This window comes from Microbacterium sp. LWH11-1.2 (assembly GCF_038397745.1).
Lineage (GTDB): Bacteria > Actinomycetota > Actinomycetes > Actinomycetales > Microbacteriaceae > Microbacterium.
This window is the reverse complement of the sequence record NZ_CP151636.1, coordinates 2,772,355-2,788,840: the sequence shown is the minus strand read 5'-3', so window position 1 is coordinate 2,788,840 and position 16,486 is coordinate 2,772,355. Positions and strand designations below refer to the sequence as shown.

Genomic DNA, 16,486 nt, shown 5'->3' with positions numbered 1-16,486 from the left:
TCAGGGACGATCCGCAGCCGGCTCGGCGACGTCGATCGGGACCACGGGGCAGTCCTTCCAGAGGCGCTCGAGACCGTAGTAGACCCGCTCCTCCTGGTGGAAGACGTGGACGATCAGGTCGCCGAAGTCGAGGAGCACCCAGCGCGCCTCGGCGCGTCCCTCGCGGCGGACGCGCTTGTGCCCCGACTCGATCAGCCGGTCCTCGATCTCGTCGGCGATGGCGGCGACGTTGCGCTCGCTGTTTCCGGTGACGAGCAGGAAGATGTCGACGAGCGGCAGCGGCTCCGACACGTTGAGCGCGACGAGATCCTCACCGCCCTTGTCGATGGCGGCTTGTGCTGCGAGGCGCAGCATCTCTTCGGCGGTTTCAGGTGATTGCATCAGAACACATTCGTTGAGAAGGCGACGATGACGGCAGTACCCACCGCGAGGGCGAGACCTCCGGCGACGATGGCCAGGATGAGCAAGAGTCGGTTGCCCTTTTCGGGGGCGGGCGGACGGATGACTTCGCCCGCGGGCTTGATGGTGCTGACCGCGGCGCTCGCGGCGATCGGCGTGGGAGAGGATGCCGGCGGCAGCTCGCCGTCGATCAGCACGGCGTCGACGTCCTTGCCGTCGGTCGTCCCGTGCGCGTGGCCCTGCGAGCCGAGGCCCTTGGGGAGCTCGTACGAGCCGGTCACCAGGATCTCGCCGGTCGAGGCGACGGGACCGGACAGCGAGCCCTCCCCCGCGGACGGGGTGAAGATCAGCGCGTTGGGAGCGGAATGCTGCGACCCCGTGGAGTCGCCCACGGTGAGCAGCTCGTCGAACGAAGGGCGGAACGGAGCATGCACGTCGGGAGCATCCGTCAGGACGCCCTCGCCGAATGCGGGGTTGACGGTCGGGCGAGGATCCTCGACGACATCGTCGTCGTCCGCGTCATCGACGTCGGCGAGCACGTCGTCGTCGGCCGTGGCGTCCTGCGGCTCGGGCGAGAACCCGAGGACCGCGGCGACGTCGTCCTGTCGCTCGGCCTCCGCCGGCTCCTCGAGGACGTCGAGCGGGACGACGCCCACGCTGTCGGACGCATCGGAGGCGCGGACCGGCTCTACCACGATCTCGTCGTCGATGTCGTCGTCGTCGCCTGCCGTGTCGGCCGGGGCATCGACCGGCGCGGGAGCGGAGAAGTCGGGCAGACCGGACACGATGCCGGACGACGCCGGAGCAGGCTGCTCGACGGCCTCGGGTGCGGCGGCTTCGGGTTCGACGACCTCAGGCTGCGCGATCGCCGGTGCGACCGCCTCGGGCTCGATGACCTCGGGCTCGATGACCTCGGGCTCGACGACGGCAGCATCAGAGGCAGGCGCGTCATCGACGGCAGGGGCGTCGGTCTCGCCGACGGAGACGGCGCCGGTCTTGAGGCGCTCCTGCTCGCGGACCTGACGGCGCGTCAGCGGGGCTCCCGCGCCGTCGACGGCATCCGTCGGGGCGGACGGGACCTGCACCGGCTCTGCGGCGCGGGGCAGGGGCGGCGCCGGCGGGGCGGCCTCGGCGACGGCTGCCGCCTCTTCCGGGGTGATCACGGGGGTCGACCCCGTCAGGCGGATCTCCCGCAGCTGCTTGCGCGTCAGCGGACCGTGATCCGGCTGATCCGAAGTACTCATGCCTTGCTCCGATACAGATGATGCTTCGCGATGTACTGAACGACTCCGTCGGGGACCAGGTACCAGACCGGCTGATCGTCGCGAACGCGTTCACGGCAGACCGTCGATGAGATCGACAGTGCCGGTACCTCCAGTTGGCTGACGTTGTCGCTCGGGAGGCCGTCGGTGCTCAGAACGTGTCCTGGGCGAGAGACCGCGACGAAGTGGGCCAACTCCCACAACTCATCATGGTCCCTCCAACTGAGAATTTGCGCTACGGCGTCCGCTCCGGTGATGAAGAAGAGCTCCGCGTCGGGCCGGTCGCGCTTCAGATCGCGGAGCGTGTCGATCGTGTAGGTCGGTCCCTCGCGGTCGATGTCGACGCGGCTCACCGTGAATCGGGGGTTGGATGCCGTCGCGATCACCGTCATCAGATAGCGGTGCTCGCTGGGGGTGACGTCGGACTTCTGCCACGGGTGGCCGGTCGGGACGAACACCACCTCGTCGAGGTCGAAGGAGTGCGCGACCTCGCTCGCGGCGACCAGGTGGCCGTGATGGATGGGGTCGAACGTTCCGCCCATCACGCCGATGCGCGGGGTGCGCGTGGTCGCAGCAGTGTCCATAAGGGCCTAGTGGCCGTGTCCTGCCTCGTGTCCGTCCTTGCCGTGCTTCGCGGCCCAGGCCTCGGCCTTCGCCGAATGACGGTTGGCGACGTTCTTGTACGAGAGCGTCACGAGCGCCAGGAACGCGAACACGATCGCAGCGATGACTCCGAAGATCACCGTCTCGAGCGCGACGTTACCGTGGTGCTCGGTTTCGGCGGCGGCCATCGCGATCTGTGCGACGAGGTTCATCGTGACTCCGTTTCGTGGCGTGCTCTTCGGGATCCTGAGCGGGACAGCGTCCCCCAGTCTAGCCCTCAGCCGCGGGTCTGACCCGATCCACGCGCGAGCCACTTCGTGCTGGTCAGCTCGGAGAGCCCCATCGGGCCGCGAGCGTGCAGCTTCTGTGTCGAGATGCCGACCTCCGCACCGAACCCGAACTCGCCTCCGTCGGTGAAGCGGGTGGATGCGTTGGCCATGACCACGGCGGAGTCGACCTCCGCGAGGAAGCGCTCCGCATTGCGCGTGTCGGTCGTGACGATCGACTCGGTGTGACCCGTGCTGTAGCGGCGGATGTGGTCGAGCGCCTCGTCGAGCGAATCGACGACCTTCATCGCGATGTCGAGGCTCAGGTACTCGGTGGCCCAGTCCTCCTCCGTCGCGGGGATCACGTTCGACACGAGGCCGGCGACGACGTCGTCTCCGTGGATCGCGACGCCCTCGCTCTGCAGCGCACTGGCGACGAGCGGGATCAGTCGCGGCGCGGCCTGCCGGTGCACGAGCACGGTCTCGACCGCGTTGCACACGCTCGGACGCTGCACCTTGGCGTTCACCACGATGTCACGCGCCCAGTCGTCGGGAGCGGTCTCGTCGAGCAGGATGTGGACGTTGCCCGCGCCCGTCTCGATCACCGGGACCGTCGACTCGGTGACGACGGTCTCGATCAGCCCGGCGCTCCCCCGCGGCACGAGGACATCGATGAAGCCCCGGCCGTTCATGAGCGCCTTCGCGCCTTCGCGCCCGAAGTCGTCGACGGTCTGGATCGCCTCTGCCGTGACTCCGGCGCCCTCGAGCGCGTCGCGCATGACCTCGACCAGCACCGTGTTCGACTCGCGCGCCGCGCTTCCGCCACGCAGCACGACGGCGTTGCCCGATCGCAGGGCGAGAGCGGCGATGTCGACCGTCACATTGGGACGCGCCTCGTAGATCGCTCCGACCACGCCGAAGGGCACGCGAACCTGCTCCAGAGCCACGCCGTTCGGCATGCGGTGCCCACCCACGACGCGGCCGACCGGATCCGGAAGCGAGGAGACCTGGCGCACCGCGGCGGCGAGGGCGGCGACGCGCTTCTCGTCGAGCCGCAGCCGGTCGATGAGCGACTCGCCGATGCCGTCGGCGCGGCCGCGCTCGATGTCGCGGGCGTTCGCCTCGATGATGCGGGCGCTGTTCTGCTCGAGCGCCACGGCGATCGATTCGAGGGCGCGCACCTTGTCGTCGCTGGTGAGGGCGGCAGTGGCGCGAGACGCCTCCTTGGCGCGCTCCAGGCGCACCTGCGGGGTCTGGTCGGTCATCCGATCAGTTTAGGAGATGGCCGGTTCGAACCAGGTTCCTATTTCAGCGCCGGTGAGGGCCTTGTCCACCAGGTCGGCGCTGGTCACCAGGACGCCGATGCCGGATGCCGCGGCGAGACGCGCGGCGGAGACCTTGGTCGCCGCTCCCCCGGTTCCGACGCTGTTCACGACCGTCGCGCCGAACTCGAGCCCGGCGAGGTCGGCATCCGGTGCGACGATGTCGATCGGCTCCGCTCCGGGATCGGACGGCGGCTTCGTGTAGAGCGACTCGATGTCGCTGAGCAGGATGAGCGCGTCCGCCTCGATCAGCTGCGCGACGAGGGCGCCGAGCCGGTCGTTGTCGCCGAAGCGGATCTCCTGCGTCGCCACGGTGTCGTTCTCGTTGACGATGGGGAGGATGCGCAGGCCGAGCAGCCGCTCCATCGCGCGGCGGGCGTTCGATCGCGAGGTCGGGTGCTCCAGGTCGCCGGTCGTGAGCAGCACCTGTCCCGCGACGATGTCGAAGGGACGCAGCGACTCCTGGTAGCGGTAGACGAGGATGTTCTGCCCCACGGCCGCGGCCGCCTGCTGCGTCGCGAGATCGGTGGGGCGTGCGTCGAGACGCAGGAAGGGGATGCCGGTGGCGATGGCGCCCGAGGAGACCAGGACGACCTCGGCGCCGCGGGCGTGCGCGGCGGCGAGAGCCTCGACCAGCACCGGGATGCGCCAGGACGACTCCCCGCTGATGGACGAGGACCCCACCTTCACGACGATGCGGGAGGCGGTGGCGAGATCGGCGCGGGTGCGAGCGGTCACTCGCCCTCCTCGCGGTATGCCGCGAGGCGCTGGGCCTCCACCTCCGCACGTGCAGCGGCCTTGGCGTCCATGCGCTCGTAGTATGTGGCGCGACGCTCCGACGTGGTGCGCCGATCGTTCGGCGCGAGGCGCGGGTCGGTTCCACGGGGCGCAGCCATCAGCTCGGCGGCCGAGCTCATCGTCGGCTCCCAGTCGAACACGATGCTGTCGGCCTCGCCGATCACGACGGTGGACCCCTGCACGGCGCCCACGCGGAAGAGCTCGTCTTCGACGCCGAGCTTCTCGAGCCGGTCCGCGAGGTAGCCCACGGCCTCCTCGTTCTGGAAGTCGGTCTGCTGGACCCAGCGCACCGGCTTCTCGCCGAGGATGCGGTACACGTTGCCGTAGGTGCCGCCCTCGACGCGGATCGAGAACTCCTTCTTCGAGCCGCGAGGGCGGATGACGACGCGCTCCTTCGGCGGCGCGATGACCGCCTCGGCCCGGTGCTTCTCGACGAGCTCGCCGAGGGCCAGGGTGAGCGGACGCAGCCCCTCGTGCGAGACCGTGGAGATCTCGAAGACGCGGAAGCCGCGTGCCTCCAGGTCGGGGCGCACCATCTCTGCGAGGTCGCGCGCCTCCGGCACGTCGATCTTGTTCAGGGCGATGATCTGCGGACGCTCGAGGAGCGGCGTCTGTCCCTCGGGGACCTCGTATGCCCCGAGCTCCGCCAGGATCACGTCGAGGTCGGAGATCGGGTCGCGGCCCGGCTCGAGCGTCGCACAGTCGAGAACGTGCAGCAGGGCGGTGCAGCGCTCGACATGGCGAAGGAACTCGAGGCCGAGACCGCGCCCCTCGCTCGCGCCCTCGATGAGCCCGGGGACGTCGGCGACCGTGTAACGGAAGTCCTCCGACTGCACGACACCGAGGTTCGGGTGCAGCGTGGTGAAAGGGTAGTCCGCGATCTTGGGCCGGGCGGCGGAGATCGCACCGATCAGGCTCGACTTGCCGGCGGACGGGTAGCCGACGAGTGCGATGTCGGCGACGGTCTTCAGCTCGAGGACGACATCGCCCTCGTACCCGGGAGTGCCGAGCAGGGCGAAACCGGGCGCCTTGCGCTTCGGGGTCGCGAGGGCCGCGTTCCCGAGGCCTCCCTGACCTCCGGCGGCGACGACGAAGCGCTCCCCCGGCTCGATCATGTCGATCAGGACCTCGCCGGCCGTGTTCTTCACGACGGTGCCGACGGGAACGGGCAGTTCCAGCGTCTCGCCCAGGAACCCCGAGCGGTGATCGCCCATGCCGGGTCCGCCGTTGCCGGAGCTGCGATGCGGCGAGTGGTGGTACGACAGCAGGGTGCCGGTCTGCGGGTCGGCGACCAGCACGACGTCTCCGCCATCACCGCCGTTGCCGCCGTCCGGGCCTCCGAGAGGCTTGAACTTCTCGCGGTGGACCGAGACACAGCCGTTGCCGCCCTTGCCCGCACGCAGGTGCAGCGTCACGGTGTCGACGAACGTGACCATGTCTCGATCTCCTCCTGTTTGAATCTGTGCTGCCCGCCGAAGTCCCGGCGGGCAGATACACGGACGGGGCGAGCCGAAGCCCGCCCCGTCCGGATGACTAGTGTCGCGCTGAGATCACTCAGCAGCGGCGACGATGTTGACGACCTTGCGGCCGCCCTTCGCGCCGAACTGGACCGCACCGGCGGCCAGAGCGAACAGCGTGTCGTCGCCACCACGGCCGACGTTCACGCCGGGGTGGAAGTGCGTGCCGCGCTGGCGGACGATGATCTCGCCGGCGAGGACCTGCTGACCGCCGAAGCGCTTGACGCCAAGTCGCTGAGCGTTGGAGTCACGACCGTTGCGGGTGGAGCTTGCGCCCTTTTTATGTGCCATGTCCTGGTCTCCTCGGTCTTACTTGATGCCGGTGATCTTGACGCGCGTGAGCTCCTGGCGGTGGCCCTGACGCTTCTTGTAGCCGGTCTTGTTCTTGTACTTCTGGATGATGATCTTCGGGCCGCGGAGGTTGCCGATGACCTCGGCCGTGACCTTGACCTTCGCCAGCTTGTCAGCGTCGGTGGTCACCGTGGCGCCGTCGACGAGCAGCACAGCGGCAAGCTCGATCTTCTCGCCCTGGGCAGCCTTGACACGGTCGAGCTGAACGATCGTGCCGACCTCGACCTTCTCCTGCCGCCCACCGGCGCGCACTACTGCGTAAACCACTTCATACCTGTTTCGTTGGGGAGCACGCGGCTCCGAGAATCTCACGGGAAGACTGTTGCTTGCATGCGTCGCAGGACGACGAGTGCGAAAGCAAGGCTCTCCGCTCCGACCGACGAGGACGGGACGGCATACGCACCAAGGGACTACTTTACCGGATGCGGAGCGGTGTCGCAAAGCGAGCCGGGTGGCGTGTCCGCGTCCTAGGCTTGCGGGATGACCGTACTCGTCGACGACCCGCTCTGGCCCGCGCACGGGCGCCTCTGGGCCCACCTGGTGAGCGACGCCGATCTCGACGAGCTGCACGCCTTCGCGAAGGCGCACGACGTCCCCGCGCGCGCCTTCGACCTGGATCACTACGACGTTCCCGCCGACCTGGTCCCCCGGCTCATCGCCGGGGGCGCCGAGCACGTCGCGGGCAAAGAGCTGGTGCGACGACTGATCGCCTCAGGACTCCGTGTCCGCGGACGCGACCGGCGCCGCTGACGCGTCGTTGTTGACCGACACCGGGGTACCGGTGAGCGCGGCCGTGCTCACGCGACGACGTCCTCGGCCCTGACCGGGAGCCTTGGGCTCTGGCAGCGCGTCGAGAACCGAGTCGAGCAGCGCCTCCGCCGGCGACTTGGGCGCCTTGCGGTCGGAGCCGCGCTTCTTCCTCGGCTTCTTCGCGCGCTCCGGCGCAGCGCTCTGCGCCGCCTCGGCCGAACCGGCATCCGCGGCGATCTCGACCGGCTCGATGCTCGGCGCCAGGGTCGACGCGGCGATCTGCGCGAGCGCCGACTTGGCGCCCTCGGGAATGCTGTGCGTGACGTTCGGCGCGGGCGGCGCGCTCTGGCTCTGGCCGTTGCCCCCGCCGCGCTGGCGGCGGTTGCCCTGGCTGTTGCCGTTCCCGTTCCCGTTGCTGCGATCGTTGCCGTTGGAGCGGTGCTTGACGACCGGGTCGTGGTGCACGATGACACCGCGACCGGCGCAGACCTCGCAGGCCTCGCTGAAGGTCTCCAGCAGGCCCAGGCCGAGCTTCTTGCGCGTCATCTGCACGAGACCGAGCGATGTGACCTCGGCGACCTGGTGCTTCGTCCGGTCGCGGCTCAGGCACTCGATCAGGCGACGCAGCACGAGGTCGCGGTTGGACTCGAGGACCATGTCGATGAAGTCGACGACGATGATGCCGCCGATGTCGCGCAGACGCAGCTGGCGGACGATCTCCTCCGCGGCCTCGAGGTTGTTCTTGGTGACCGTCTCCTCGAGGTTTCCGCCCGAGCCGACGAACTTGCCGGTGTTGACGTCGACGACCGTCATGGCCTCGGTGCGGTCGATCACGAGCGAGCCGCCGGAGGGCAGCCAGACCTTGCGGTCCAGCGCCTTCTCGATCTGCTCGGTGATGCGGAACGCGTCAAACGGGTCTGTCTCGTCCTCGTAGGCCTCGACCCGCTCGAGCAGGTCGGGAGCGACGCTCTCGAGGTACGCGCGGATGGTGCGCTGCGACTCGTCGCCCTGGATGAGCATCTTCGTGAAGTCCTCGTTGAAGACATCCCGGACGATCTTGACGAGCAGGTCCGGCTCCGCGTGCAGGAGGGCCGGCGCCTGCTGGTTCTCGACCTGCTTCCGGATGTGCTCCCACTGCGCGGTGAGACGCTGCACGTCGCGCGTCAGCTGGTCCTCGGTGGCCCCCTCGGCGGCGGTACGGACGATCACACCGGACGACTCGGGCAGCACCTCCTTGAGGATGCGCTTCAGACGGGCGCGCTCGTTGTCGGGAAGCTTGCGGCTGATGCCGTTCATCGAGCCGCCCGGCACGTACACGAGGTAGCGGCCGGGAAGCGAGATCTGGCTGGTCAGGCGAGCACCCTTGTGCCCGATCGGGTCCTTCGTGACCTGCACGAGCACGCGGTCGCCCGGCTTGAGAGCGAGCTCGATGCGACGCGGCTGGTTGCCGGTCTCGACGCCGTCCCAGTCGACCTCGCCGGAGTACAGCACGGCGTTGCGGCCGCGGCCGATGTCGACGAACGCGGCTTCCATGCTGGGGAGGACGTTCTGCACGCGGCCGAGGTACACGTTGCCGATCAGCGACGCGTCCTGGTTGCGGGCGACGTAGTGCTCGACGAGGACGCCGTCCTCGAGGACGCCGATCTGCGTGCGGCCGTTCTTGGCGCGGACGACCATCTTGCGATCGACCGACTCGCGCCGGGCGAGGAACTCGGCCTCGGTCACGACCGGGCGACGACGACCTGCGTCACGCCCGTCGCGGCGGCGCTGCTTCTTCGCCTCGAGACGCGTCGAGCCCTTGATGGCCTTCGGCTCGGTGATGTACTCGACGACGCGCTGACGCGGACGAGGCTCGTCCCGCTGGTCATCGCCTTCGGAACCGCCGCGACGGCGGCGTCCTCGGCGGCCGGATGCCGGCTCGTCCTGGTCGCGCTCGGCGATACGGTCGAAGATGCGCTCGTTGCGCTCGGGGCGCGCCGGGAGCGGCACGATCTCGGGCGCGTAGAAGTGCAGCTGGGTGGAGACCTGGGAGACGAACACCTCGGGCAGCAGGCCCAGCGACACCGCGGTCACGGGTGCTGCGACCTCGGGCTCCTCAGCCGGCTTCGTCTCCTCGGCCGCCTTCGTCTCGGTCTCGGCCGCCGGCTCCGCCGGGAGCTCAGCGTCATCAGCGGGCTTCACGTCCGACTCGATCTCGAGGCTGGAGGCGACGAGGGCCTCGGCGATCACCTCGGCGTCGTCCTCCGGCGCATCGACGGTCTCGTCCTCGACCGGCGTCGCCTCGGCGACGGACGTCTCGTCGACGCCCGCAGCGGATGCTCCACCGTCAGCCTCGTCCGCGGCGATCTCGGCCTCGGCGACCGCGACAGCAACGGCCTCTGAGTCGATGATCGGCTCGTCGGTGTGCGGCTCGTCGATGGTCGGCGCCTCCGCCGGCGCGGCCTGCTCGGCCGCCTCGCCCTCGGGCGTCGCGTCAGTCTCGGAAGCCGTCGACTCCGTCAGAGACTCCGCGGCGTCAGCCGAGGTGTCGAGGGTAGGGACGTTGTTGTCATTGTTCTCATCGGCCATCTCTGGCTTGCTCCCTGCGCAGAGCACCAGGTGCTCCGCGAAATCTCATGCGACACCCGCGGGTGCCGCGAACTCAATCGAAGTGCGACCGGCTCATGGCTCTGATCGCGTGGGGCCATGGGGCCCCGAAGTCTGCGTCGATGCGCGTGACGGCGGCGCCGTCCATCGCATCACAGGCCATTATCGCACCAAGTCGCGTGGAATACGGCATCCCACCGTCGAGCCCGCGTTTTCTCCGGCCTGTTCTCGTCGCATCCATAGCCGTCACTGAGATAATCCCGATATGAGCGAGCAGCGCACCCGCCCCGTGGTCTACGCCGTCTGGTTGATCATCGCCGGCGTCATCGGCTGGTTCGCCGCCTTCCAGCTGACGATGGACAAGTTCATCCAGCTGGCGAATCCGGAGGCCGATCTCAGCTGCAACGTCAGCGTGATGATCCAATGCGGCAAGAACCTCGACTCCTGGCAGGGCGAGCTGTTCGGCTTCCCGAATCCGATCCTCGGCATCGCGGGCTGGATGGCCCCGATCTTCGTGGGCGTGGCACTCCTGGCCGGAGCGCGCTTCCCCCGGTGGTTCTGGGCGACGTTCGGGGCAGGGGTCCTCCTCGCCTTCGTCTTCGTCTGCTGGCTCATCGGTCAGAGCCTCTACGCTCCGAACCTCGGCGTGCTGTGCCCCTGGTGCATGCTCACCTGGTCGGTCACGATCCCGACGTTCTTCGCGACCATGCTCCATCTCACGCGCAACGGGACGTTCACCGGCAACGAGAAGGTCCAGGAGCGGGCGAACCGCCTCATGGTCTGGGTTCCGCTGGCGACGATCCTCGCCTACGCCGTCATCATCCTGCTCGTGCAGCTCCGCGGTCTCGACCTCCTCGGCGAGGTCATCGGCATGATCTCCTGATTCGCACCGCACGGACGACGAAGCCCGCCGGGATCCGAGGATCCTCCGGCGGGCTTCGTCGTACGTGGTCTCAGTCGAACCAGATGCCGAGTTCGCGCGCGGCGGACTCGGGGCTGTCGGAGCCGTGCACGAGGTTCTGCTGCACCTTCAGGCCCCAGTCGCGACCGAAGTCGCCGCGGATCGTGCCGGGCGCAGCCGTGGTCGGGTCGGTGGTGCCGGCGAGCGAGCGGAAGCCCTCGATCACGCGGTTGCCCGCGAGACGGATCGCGACCGACGGGCCGGAGAGCATGAACTCGAGCAGCGGCTCGTAGAAGGGCTTGCCCTCGTGCTCGGCGTAGTGCGCGGCGAGGAGGTCGCGGTCCGGCTCGACGAGGCGGATGTCGACGAGCGCGTAGCCCTTCGCCTCGATGCGCGCCAGGATCGCTCCGGTGAGGCCGCGGGCGACGCCGTCGGGCTTGACGAGGACGAGTGTTTCTTCGGTGGCCATGTCATTCACTCTCTGTCTGAGTCTCGGTCGAGGGCTCGGCGGGACGTCGTGCGTCCAGGCGGGCCCCCATGATCGTCGCATACGCCCACATGCCGCCGAAAATCAGGACGACGAGCAGGATGGCCGGTTCGAGGAACGCCGCCAGCGCGATGACGACCTGGATGACCCAGCCTGCAGCGATCGCCCACGGCTTGGTGATCATGCCGGCGACGGCGATGCACGCCAGACCGACGACCGCACCGGCGACGATCGCCCACCAGGGCTCGATGCCGGTGGGGAGAGCCTTCAGGCCGAAGATCGTGAGTCCGGCGAGGAACACCACGATCGCCTCGAAGCCCAGCACGATCGGTGCGAGCTTCTGCACGAGCGTGCGCGGCGGACGAGGCCGGCGGGCGGGCGCGGCATCCGCACTCACGCGCGCCACCCCGACTTCCAGTCCTCTTCTTCGGCGAGGGCGATGGCCTCGCCGGCCAGCACGACGGATCCGGCGATGACCACGGCGCGACGGTCCGACGATGCCGCCCATTCGCGCGCGGCGTCGGCGGCGTCGGCCAGGGAGTGATGCACGGTGGCGCGGTGACCCGCCTGCTCGACCAGGTCGGCGATGGCATCCGCATCGCTCGCCCGGTCGGAGTCGGGTGCTGTGGCGAACACGTGCGCCGCCGCCGGAGCGAGCTGCGCGATGATGCCCGCGGCGTCCTTGTCGGAGAGCACGCCGAGCACGAGGCCCCACTCGTCGAAGTCGAAGCTGTCGTCGAGCGCCTGCGCGAGCGCCTTCGCGCCGTGCGGGTTGTGGGCGGCATCGACGACGACGGTCGGGGCGATGCCGAGCAGCTGCAGGCGCCCCGGTGAGGTGGCGCCCTGCAGGCCGTCGGTGATGACCTCGGCGGCGATGCGCTGGGTGCCGCCGCCGATGAGCGACTCGACCGCCGCGACGGCGAGAGCGGCGTTGTGGCCCTGGTGGGCGCCGTAGAGAGGCAGGTACTCCTCGACGTACTCCCCCGCCAGACCGCGGATCGAGAGGAGCTGTCCGCCGACGGCGAGCTTCTGGTCGACGAGTCCGAACTCCTCGCCCTCGAACGCGATCGTCGCGTGGCGCTCGGCTGCGACGCGTCGCAGCACCTCGGCGGCCTCCGGCGGCTGCTGAGCCGACACCACGGCGGCGCCCTCCTTGATGATGCCGGCCTTGACCTGGGCGATCTCGGCGATCGTGTTCCCGAGCCGATCCGCGTGATCGATGTCGATCGGAGCGAAGACCGCGACGTCGCCGTCTGCGGTGTTCGTCGAGTCCCACTCGCCGCCCATGCCGACCTCGAGCACGAGCACGTCGATCGGCGCATCCGCCGCGGCCACGAAGGCCAGGACGGTGAGCAGCTCGAAGAAGGTGAGGGGCGCGTCGCCTGCGGCCTCGAGCTCGGCGTCGACGATGTCGACGAACGGCTCGATCTCGTCCCAGGCGTCGGCGACCGCGGCATCGTCGATCGGCTCACCGTCGATCATGATGCGCTCGGTGAAGCGCTCCAGATGCGGACTCGTGAACAGGCCCGTGCGCAGGTCATGGGCCCGCAGGAGGCTCTCGATCATCCGCGCGGTCGAGGTCTTGCCGTTCGTGCCCGTGATGTGCACGACCCGGTACGTCCGCTGCGGGTCGTCGAGGAAGGCGAGGATGCGCGCGGTGCGCTCCTTGCGCGGCTGCACCCAGCGCTCCCCCGCACGACTCAGCAGGGCCTCGTAGACCGCGTCGGCCCGTTCGCGATCGCTCATGACGCCGCCTTTCCGCTGACGACCGCCGTGGCATCGATGGTCACGATGATCGGTGCCTTCGTGGCGCCGAGCGCGCGGGCGCCGGAGCGGAAGACCCCGTCACCCGGACTGGTCACGTCATCCACCAGCGTCTCCATCTCCTCCGTCGCCTGCACGGCGAACGCCACCGAGAGCGTCTCGGCCGCGATCAGCTCCGCGTGCTCCTCGAGCGCCGCGGCGTGCTCCGGTGCGGCGTTGAGCGCGAGGACGATGCGGTCGCTGACGTCGAGGCCCGCGTTCTTGCGCGCCTCCTGGACGACACGGATCGCATCTCTGGCGAGCCCCTCCGCCTCGAGCTGCGGCGTGGTCTGCGTGTCGAGCAGCACGAAGCCGCCCGACGGCACGATGGCGAGTGCCTCGCCCTCGGGTCGACCGGTGGTCTCCAGCGCGAGTTCGTACTCGGAAGGCTCCAGAGCCAGCCCGCCGGCGGTCACCACACCGTCGACCTGCGACCAGTCGCCGGCCTTCGCCGCCTTGATCACCGTCTGGACGTTCTTGCCCAGACGCGGACCGGCCGCTCGGGCATTCACACTGAGGCGGTGCGTGATGCCGTAGTCGGCGGCCGTGCTCTCGGCGAGCGTCACCAGCTCGACCGCCTTGACGTTGAGCTCCTCGCGGAGGATGTCCTCGAACTGCCCGAGCGACGCGGCCTGCGGCGACACGACCGTGAGGCGGGCCAGCGGCAGGCGCACTCGCAACTTCTCCTTCTTGCGGAGCGCGTTTCCGACGCTGGAGAGCTCGCGCACGGCATCCATCGCATCGCGGATGTCGTCGGCTGCCGGGAACGCGGCGGCGTCCGGCCAGTCCTGCAGGTGCACGCTGCGGCCGCCGGTGAGCCCCTGCCAGACGCGCTCACTGACCAGCGGCACGAGCGGGGCGGCGACGCGGGTCAGCGTCTCCAGCACCGTGTAGAGCGTGTCGAAGGCCTCCCGGCTCTTCGGGTCGTCGGTCACGCCGACCCAGAACCGGTCGCGCGAGCGCCGGATGTACCAGTTCGTCAGGACCTCGGCGAAGTCGCGCAGACGAGCGGATGCCGTCGTCGAGTCGAGGCCTTCCAGGTCGGAGCGCACCTCGCGCACGAGGTCGCCCAGGCGCGCCAGGATGTAGCGGTCGAGCACATCCGTGGAGTCGGTGCGCCACGACGCCTCGTACCCGTCCGGGCCCGAAGCGTTGGCATACGTCGCGAAGAAGTACCAGGAGTTCCACAGCGGCAGCAGGAACTCGCGGACGCCGGCGCGGATCCCCTCCTCCGTCACGGCGAGGTTGCCGCCGCGCAGAACGGAGCTCGACATCAGGAACCAGCGCATCGCGTCGGAGCCGTCGCGGTCGAGCACCTCGGACACGTCCGGGTAGTTCCGCAGCGACTTCGACATCTTGTAGCCGTCGCTGCCGAGCACGATGCCGTGGCAGCTGACGCCCGTGAACGCGGGACGGTCGAAGAGCGCGGTGGACAGCACGTGCATGACGTAGAACCATCCGCGGGTCTGCCCGATGTACTCGACGATGAAGTCGGCCGGCGCGTGCGAGTCGAACCACTCCTGGTTCTCGAACGGGTAGTGCACCTGCGCGTACGGCATCGAGCCGGAGTCGAACCACACGTCGAACACGTCCTCGATGCGGCGCATCGTGCTCTTGCCGGTGGGGTCGTCCGGGTTCGGGCGGGTGAGGTCGTCGATGTACGGGCGGTGCAGGTCGATCTCGCCCTCGGGGTTGCGCGGCAGCGTGCCGAAGTCGCGCTCGAGGTCCCCCAGCGATCCGTAGGCGTCGACGCGCGGGTACTCCGGGTCGTCGCTCTTCCAGATCGGGATCGGCGAGCCCCAATAGCGGTTGCGGCTGATCGACCAGTCGCGTGCGCCCTCGAGCCACTTGCCGAACTGGCCGTGCTTGACGTTCTCCGGCACCCAGGTGATCTGCTCGTTGTTCGCGAGCATGTCGTCTTTGATGTCCGTGACGCGGATGAACCAGCTCGACACGGCCTTGTAGATCAGAGGGTTCCGGCAGCGCCAGCAGTGCGGGTACGAGTGCTCGTAGCTCTGCAGACGGATGAGGCGTCCGTTGTCGCGGATGATCCGGACGAGCGGCGTGTTCGCCTCCATCCAGAGCTCCCCGGCGACGTCGGTGACGTTCGGGAGGAAGCGACCGCCGTCGTCGAGCGAGAGGATCGTGGGGATGCCGGCGGCTCCCGCCACCCGGAGGTCGTCCTCACCGAAGGCCGGAGCCTGGTGCACGATGCCGGTGCCGTCCGTTGTGGTGACGTAGTCGTCGACGAGGATGCGCCAGGCGTTCTCGGTGCCGTAGGTCTCGGCATCCGCGTAGTAGTCGAACAGCCGGTCGTAGGTGACGTCCTGCAGCTCGGAGCCGCGGACGGTCGCGTCGACGGCGGCGAGCGCCTCCTCGGCGTTCTCGTAGCCGAGATCCTTCGCGTATCCGCCGAGCAGATCGCGCGCGAGCAGGTAGCGGTGGGCGGAGGCCTCGACCGCGGCATCCGTCGTTCCCGGCGTCTGATGCACGTCGGCCGCGCCGGCGGGACCCGCGGGGAGGACGACGTAGTCGATGTCGGGTCCCACGGCGAGCGCGAGGTTCGTCGGGAGAGTCCAGGGCGTGGTCGTCCAGGCGAGGGCCCGCACGCCGGTGAGGCCGAGCGACTCCGCCTTGGCGCCGGTCAGCGGGAACGTGACCGTGACCGAGGGGTCCTGACGCATCTGGTACACGTCGTCGTCCATGCGGAGCTCGTGCGCCGAGAGCGGCGTCTCGTCGCGCCAGCAGTACGGGAGCACCCGGTACCCCTCGTAGGCGAGACCCTTGTCGTACAGGGTCTTGAACGCCCACAGCACGCTCTCCATGTAGCCGAGGTCGAGCGTCTTGTAGCCGCGGTCGAAGTCGACCCAGCGGGCCTGACGGGTGACGTAGTCCTGCCACTCGTGCGTGTACGCCAGCACCGAGCTCTTCGCCTTCGCGTTGAAGACGTCGATGCCCATGGCCTCGATCTCGCTCTTCTCCGTGATGCCGAGCTGCTTCATCGCCTCGAGCTCGGCGGGGAGCCCATGGGTGTCCCAGCCGAAGACGCGGTCGACCTTGTGGCCGGTCATGGTCTGGAAGCGCGGGAACACGTCCTTCGCATAACCCGTGAGCAGGTGACCGTAGTGGGGCAGACCGTTGGCGAACGGCGGACCGTCGTAGAACACCCACTCGGGCGATCCCTCGCGCTGCGCGATCGAGGCGCGGAAGGTGTCGTCGGCCTTCCAGAAGTCGAGCACCTCCTCCTCGATCTGGGGGAAGCGGGGGCTCGGCGCGACGGAGTCGGCGGCGGGGCCGAAGGAGGAGGTCCCTGAGCTTGTCGAAGGGCGGGGGTAGGTCATCGTGTCTCGCAGTGATCGTCGTGGCGGATGCTCCTGCGAGGACGATCCTCGCGGACCGCGGTACCACCTCGCGTGCGCGCCTCACGGCGGGCCACTCTCA

At 69.2% G+C, this 16,486-nt stretch carries 16 protein-coding genes; 2 read left to right on the top strand and 14 right to left on the bottom strand.

Annotated features, from left to right (window positions below):
• The 9 genes from rsfS to rplU form a co-directional block, all read right to left on the bottom strand.
• Entirely contained in the window at positions 1 to 381 is a 381-nt protein-coding gene (gene rsfS / locus MRBLWH11_RS13485) for a ribosome silencing factor (RefSeq protein ID WP_116636700.1), read from the bottom strand.
• Entirely contained in the window at positions 381 to 1,643 is a 1,263-nt protein-coding gene (locus MRBLWH11_RS13480; RefSeq protein ID WP_341945225.1) for a hypothetical protein, read from the bottom strand. The genes rsfS and MRBLWH11_RS13480 overlap by 1 nt, the downstream gene beginning before the upstream one ends.
• Complete coding sequence (gene nadD, locus MRBLWH11_RS13475; RefSeq protein ID WP_116636702.1) at positions 1,640 to 2,245, bottom strand: nicotinate-nucleotide adenylyltransferase; 606 nt, start codon at positions 2,243 to 2,245, stop codon at positions 1,640 to 1,642. Before nadD ends, MRBLWH11_RS13480 begins: the two co-directional genes overlap by 4 nt.
• 6 nt (positions 2,246 to 2,251) lie before the next feature.
• On the bottom strand, positions 2,252 to 2,476 hold the full coding sequence (locus MRBLWH11_RS13470) for a hypothetical protein (RefSeq protein WP_047519875.1): 225 nt from the start codon (positions 2,474 to 2,476) through the stop codon (positions 2,252 to 2,254).
• A 65-nt stretch (positions 2,477 to 2,541) separates the two neighbouring features.
• Entirely contained in the window at positions 2,542 to 3,795 is a 1,254-nt protein-coding gene (locus MRBLWH11_RS13465; RefSeq protein WP_116636704.1) for a glutamate-5-semialdehyde dehydrogenase, read from the bottom strand.
• A gap of 9 nt (positions 3,796 to 3,804) precedes the next feature.
• The gene (gene proB, locus MRBLWH11_RS13460) at positions 3,805 to 4,590 is read right to left on the bottom strand and encodes a glutamate 5-kinase (RefSeq protein ID WP_341945224.1); all 786 of its coding nucleotides are present in this window, start codon (positions 4,588 to 4,590) and stop codon (positions 3,805 to 3,807) included.
• Positions 4,587 to 6,086, bottom strand: a complete 1,500-nt coding sequence (gene obgE, locus MRBLWH11_RS13455; protein WP_116636706.1) for a GTPase ObgE — start codon at positions 6,084 to 6,086, stop codon at positions 4,587 to 4,589. Before obgE ends, proB begins: the two co-directional genes overlap by 4 nt.
• A 114-nt stretch (positions 6,087 to 6,200) precedes the next feature.
• Positions 6,201 to 6,458 carry a 50S ribosomal protein L27 gene (gene rpmA / locus MRBLWH11_RS13450; RefSeq protein WP_028501603.1) on the bottom strand — a complete coding sequence of 86 codons (258 nt, stop codon included), beginning with the start codon at positions 6,456 to 6,458 and terminating at the stop codon, positions 6,201 to 6,203.
• An 18-nt stretch (positions 6,459 to 6,476) separates the two neighbouring features.
• A complete protein-coding gene (gene rplU, locus MRBLWH11_RS13445) occupies positions 6,477 to 6,785 on the bottom strand; it encodes a 50S ribosomal protein L21 (protein WP_046012653.1) in 309 nt (102 codons plus the stop codon).
• Positions 6,786 to 6,998: 213 nt separating this feature from the next.
• On the opposite strand from rplU, the gene MRBLWH11_RS13440 reads away from it, so the two are divergent.
• The gene (locus MRBLWH11_RS13440; protein WP_116636707.1) at positions 6,999 to 7,268 is read left to right on the top strand and encodes a DUF4031 domain-containing protein; all 270 of its coding nucleotides are present in this window, start codon (positions 6,999 to 7,001) and stop codon (positions 7,266 to 7,268) included.
• On the opposite strand, the gene MRBLWH11_RS13435 is transcribed toward MRBLWH11_RS13440, so the two are convergent.
• On the bottom strand, positions 7,230 to 9,836 hold the full coding sequence (locus tag MRBLWH11_RS13435; protein ID WP_341945223.1) for an Rne/Rng family ribonuclease: 2,607 nt from the start codon (positions 9,834 to 9,836) through the stop codon (positions 7,230 to 7,232). The two genes, MRBLWH11_RS13440 and MRBLWH11_RS13435, sit on opposite strands and share 39 nt — an antisense overlap.
• Before the next feature lie 283 nt (positions 9,837 to 10,119).
• Between MRBLWH11_RS13435 and MRBLWH11_RS13430 the strand changes: the two genes are divergently transcribed.
• Positions 10,120 to 10,737: a vitamin K epoxide reductase family protein gene (locus MRBLWH11_RS13430; RefSeq protein WP_341945222.1), complete on the top strand. Its 618-nt coding sequence runs from the start codon at positions 10,120 to 10,122 to the stop codon at positions 10,735 to 10,737.
• Positions 10,738 to 10,807: 70 nt separating this feature from the next.
• Here MRBLWH11_RS13430 and ndk read toward each other — a convergent pair whose 3' ends face one another.
• Genes ndk through ileS form a run of 4 tightly spaced genes read right to left on the bottom strand, consistent with a single transcriptional unit; the run spans position 10,808 to position 16,386 of the window.
• Positions 10,808 to 11,224: a nucleoside-diphosphate kinase gene (ndk, locus tag MRBLWH11_RS13425; protein WP_067120383.1), complete on the bottom strand. Its 417-nt coding sequence runs from the start codon at positions 11,222 to 11,224 to the stop codon at positions 10,808 to 10,810.
• A gap of 1 nt (position 11,225) precedes the next feature.
• Positions 11,226 to 11,648: a DUF4233 domain-containing protein gene (locus MRBLWH11_RS13420; protein WP_341945221.1), complete on the bottom strand. Its 423-nt coding sequence runs from the start codon at positions 11,646 to 11,648 to the stop codon at positions 11,226 to 11,228.
• Positions 11,636 to 12,988: a folylpolyglutamate synthase/dihydrofolate synthase family protein gene (locus MRBLWH11_RS13415; RefSeq protein WP_341945220.1), complete on the bottom strand. Its 1,353-nt coding sequence runs from the start codon at positions 12,986 to 12,988 to the stop codon at positions 11,636 to 11,638. Before MRBLWH11_RS13415 ends, MRBLWH11_RS13420 begins: the two co-directional genes overlap by 13 nt.
• Positions 12,985 to 16,386 (bottom strand): isoleucine--tRNA ligase, encoded by a 3,402-nt coding sequence (gene ileS, locus MRBLWH11_RS13410; RefSeq protein WP_341945219.1) that lies wholly within the window; start codon positions 16,384 to 16,386, stop codon positions 12,985 to 12,987. Before ileS ends, MRBLWH11_RS13415 begins: the two co-directional genes overlap by 4 nt.
• Between the last annotated feature and the right edge of the window lie 100 nt (positions 16,387 to 16,486).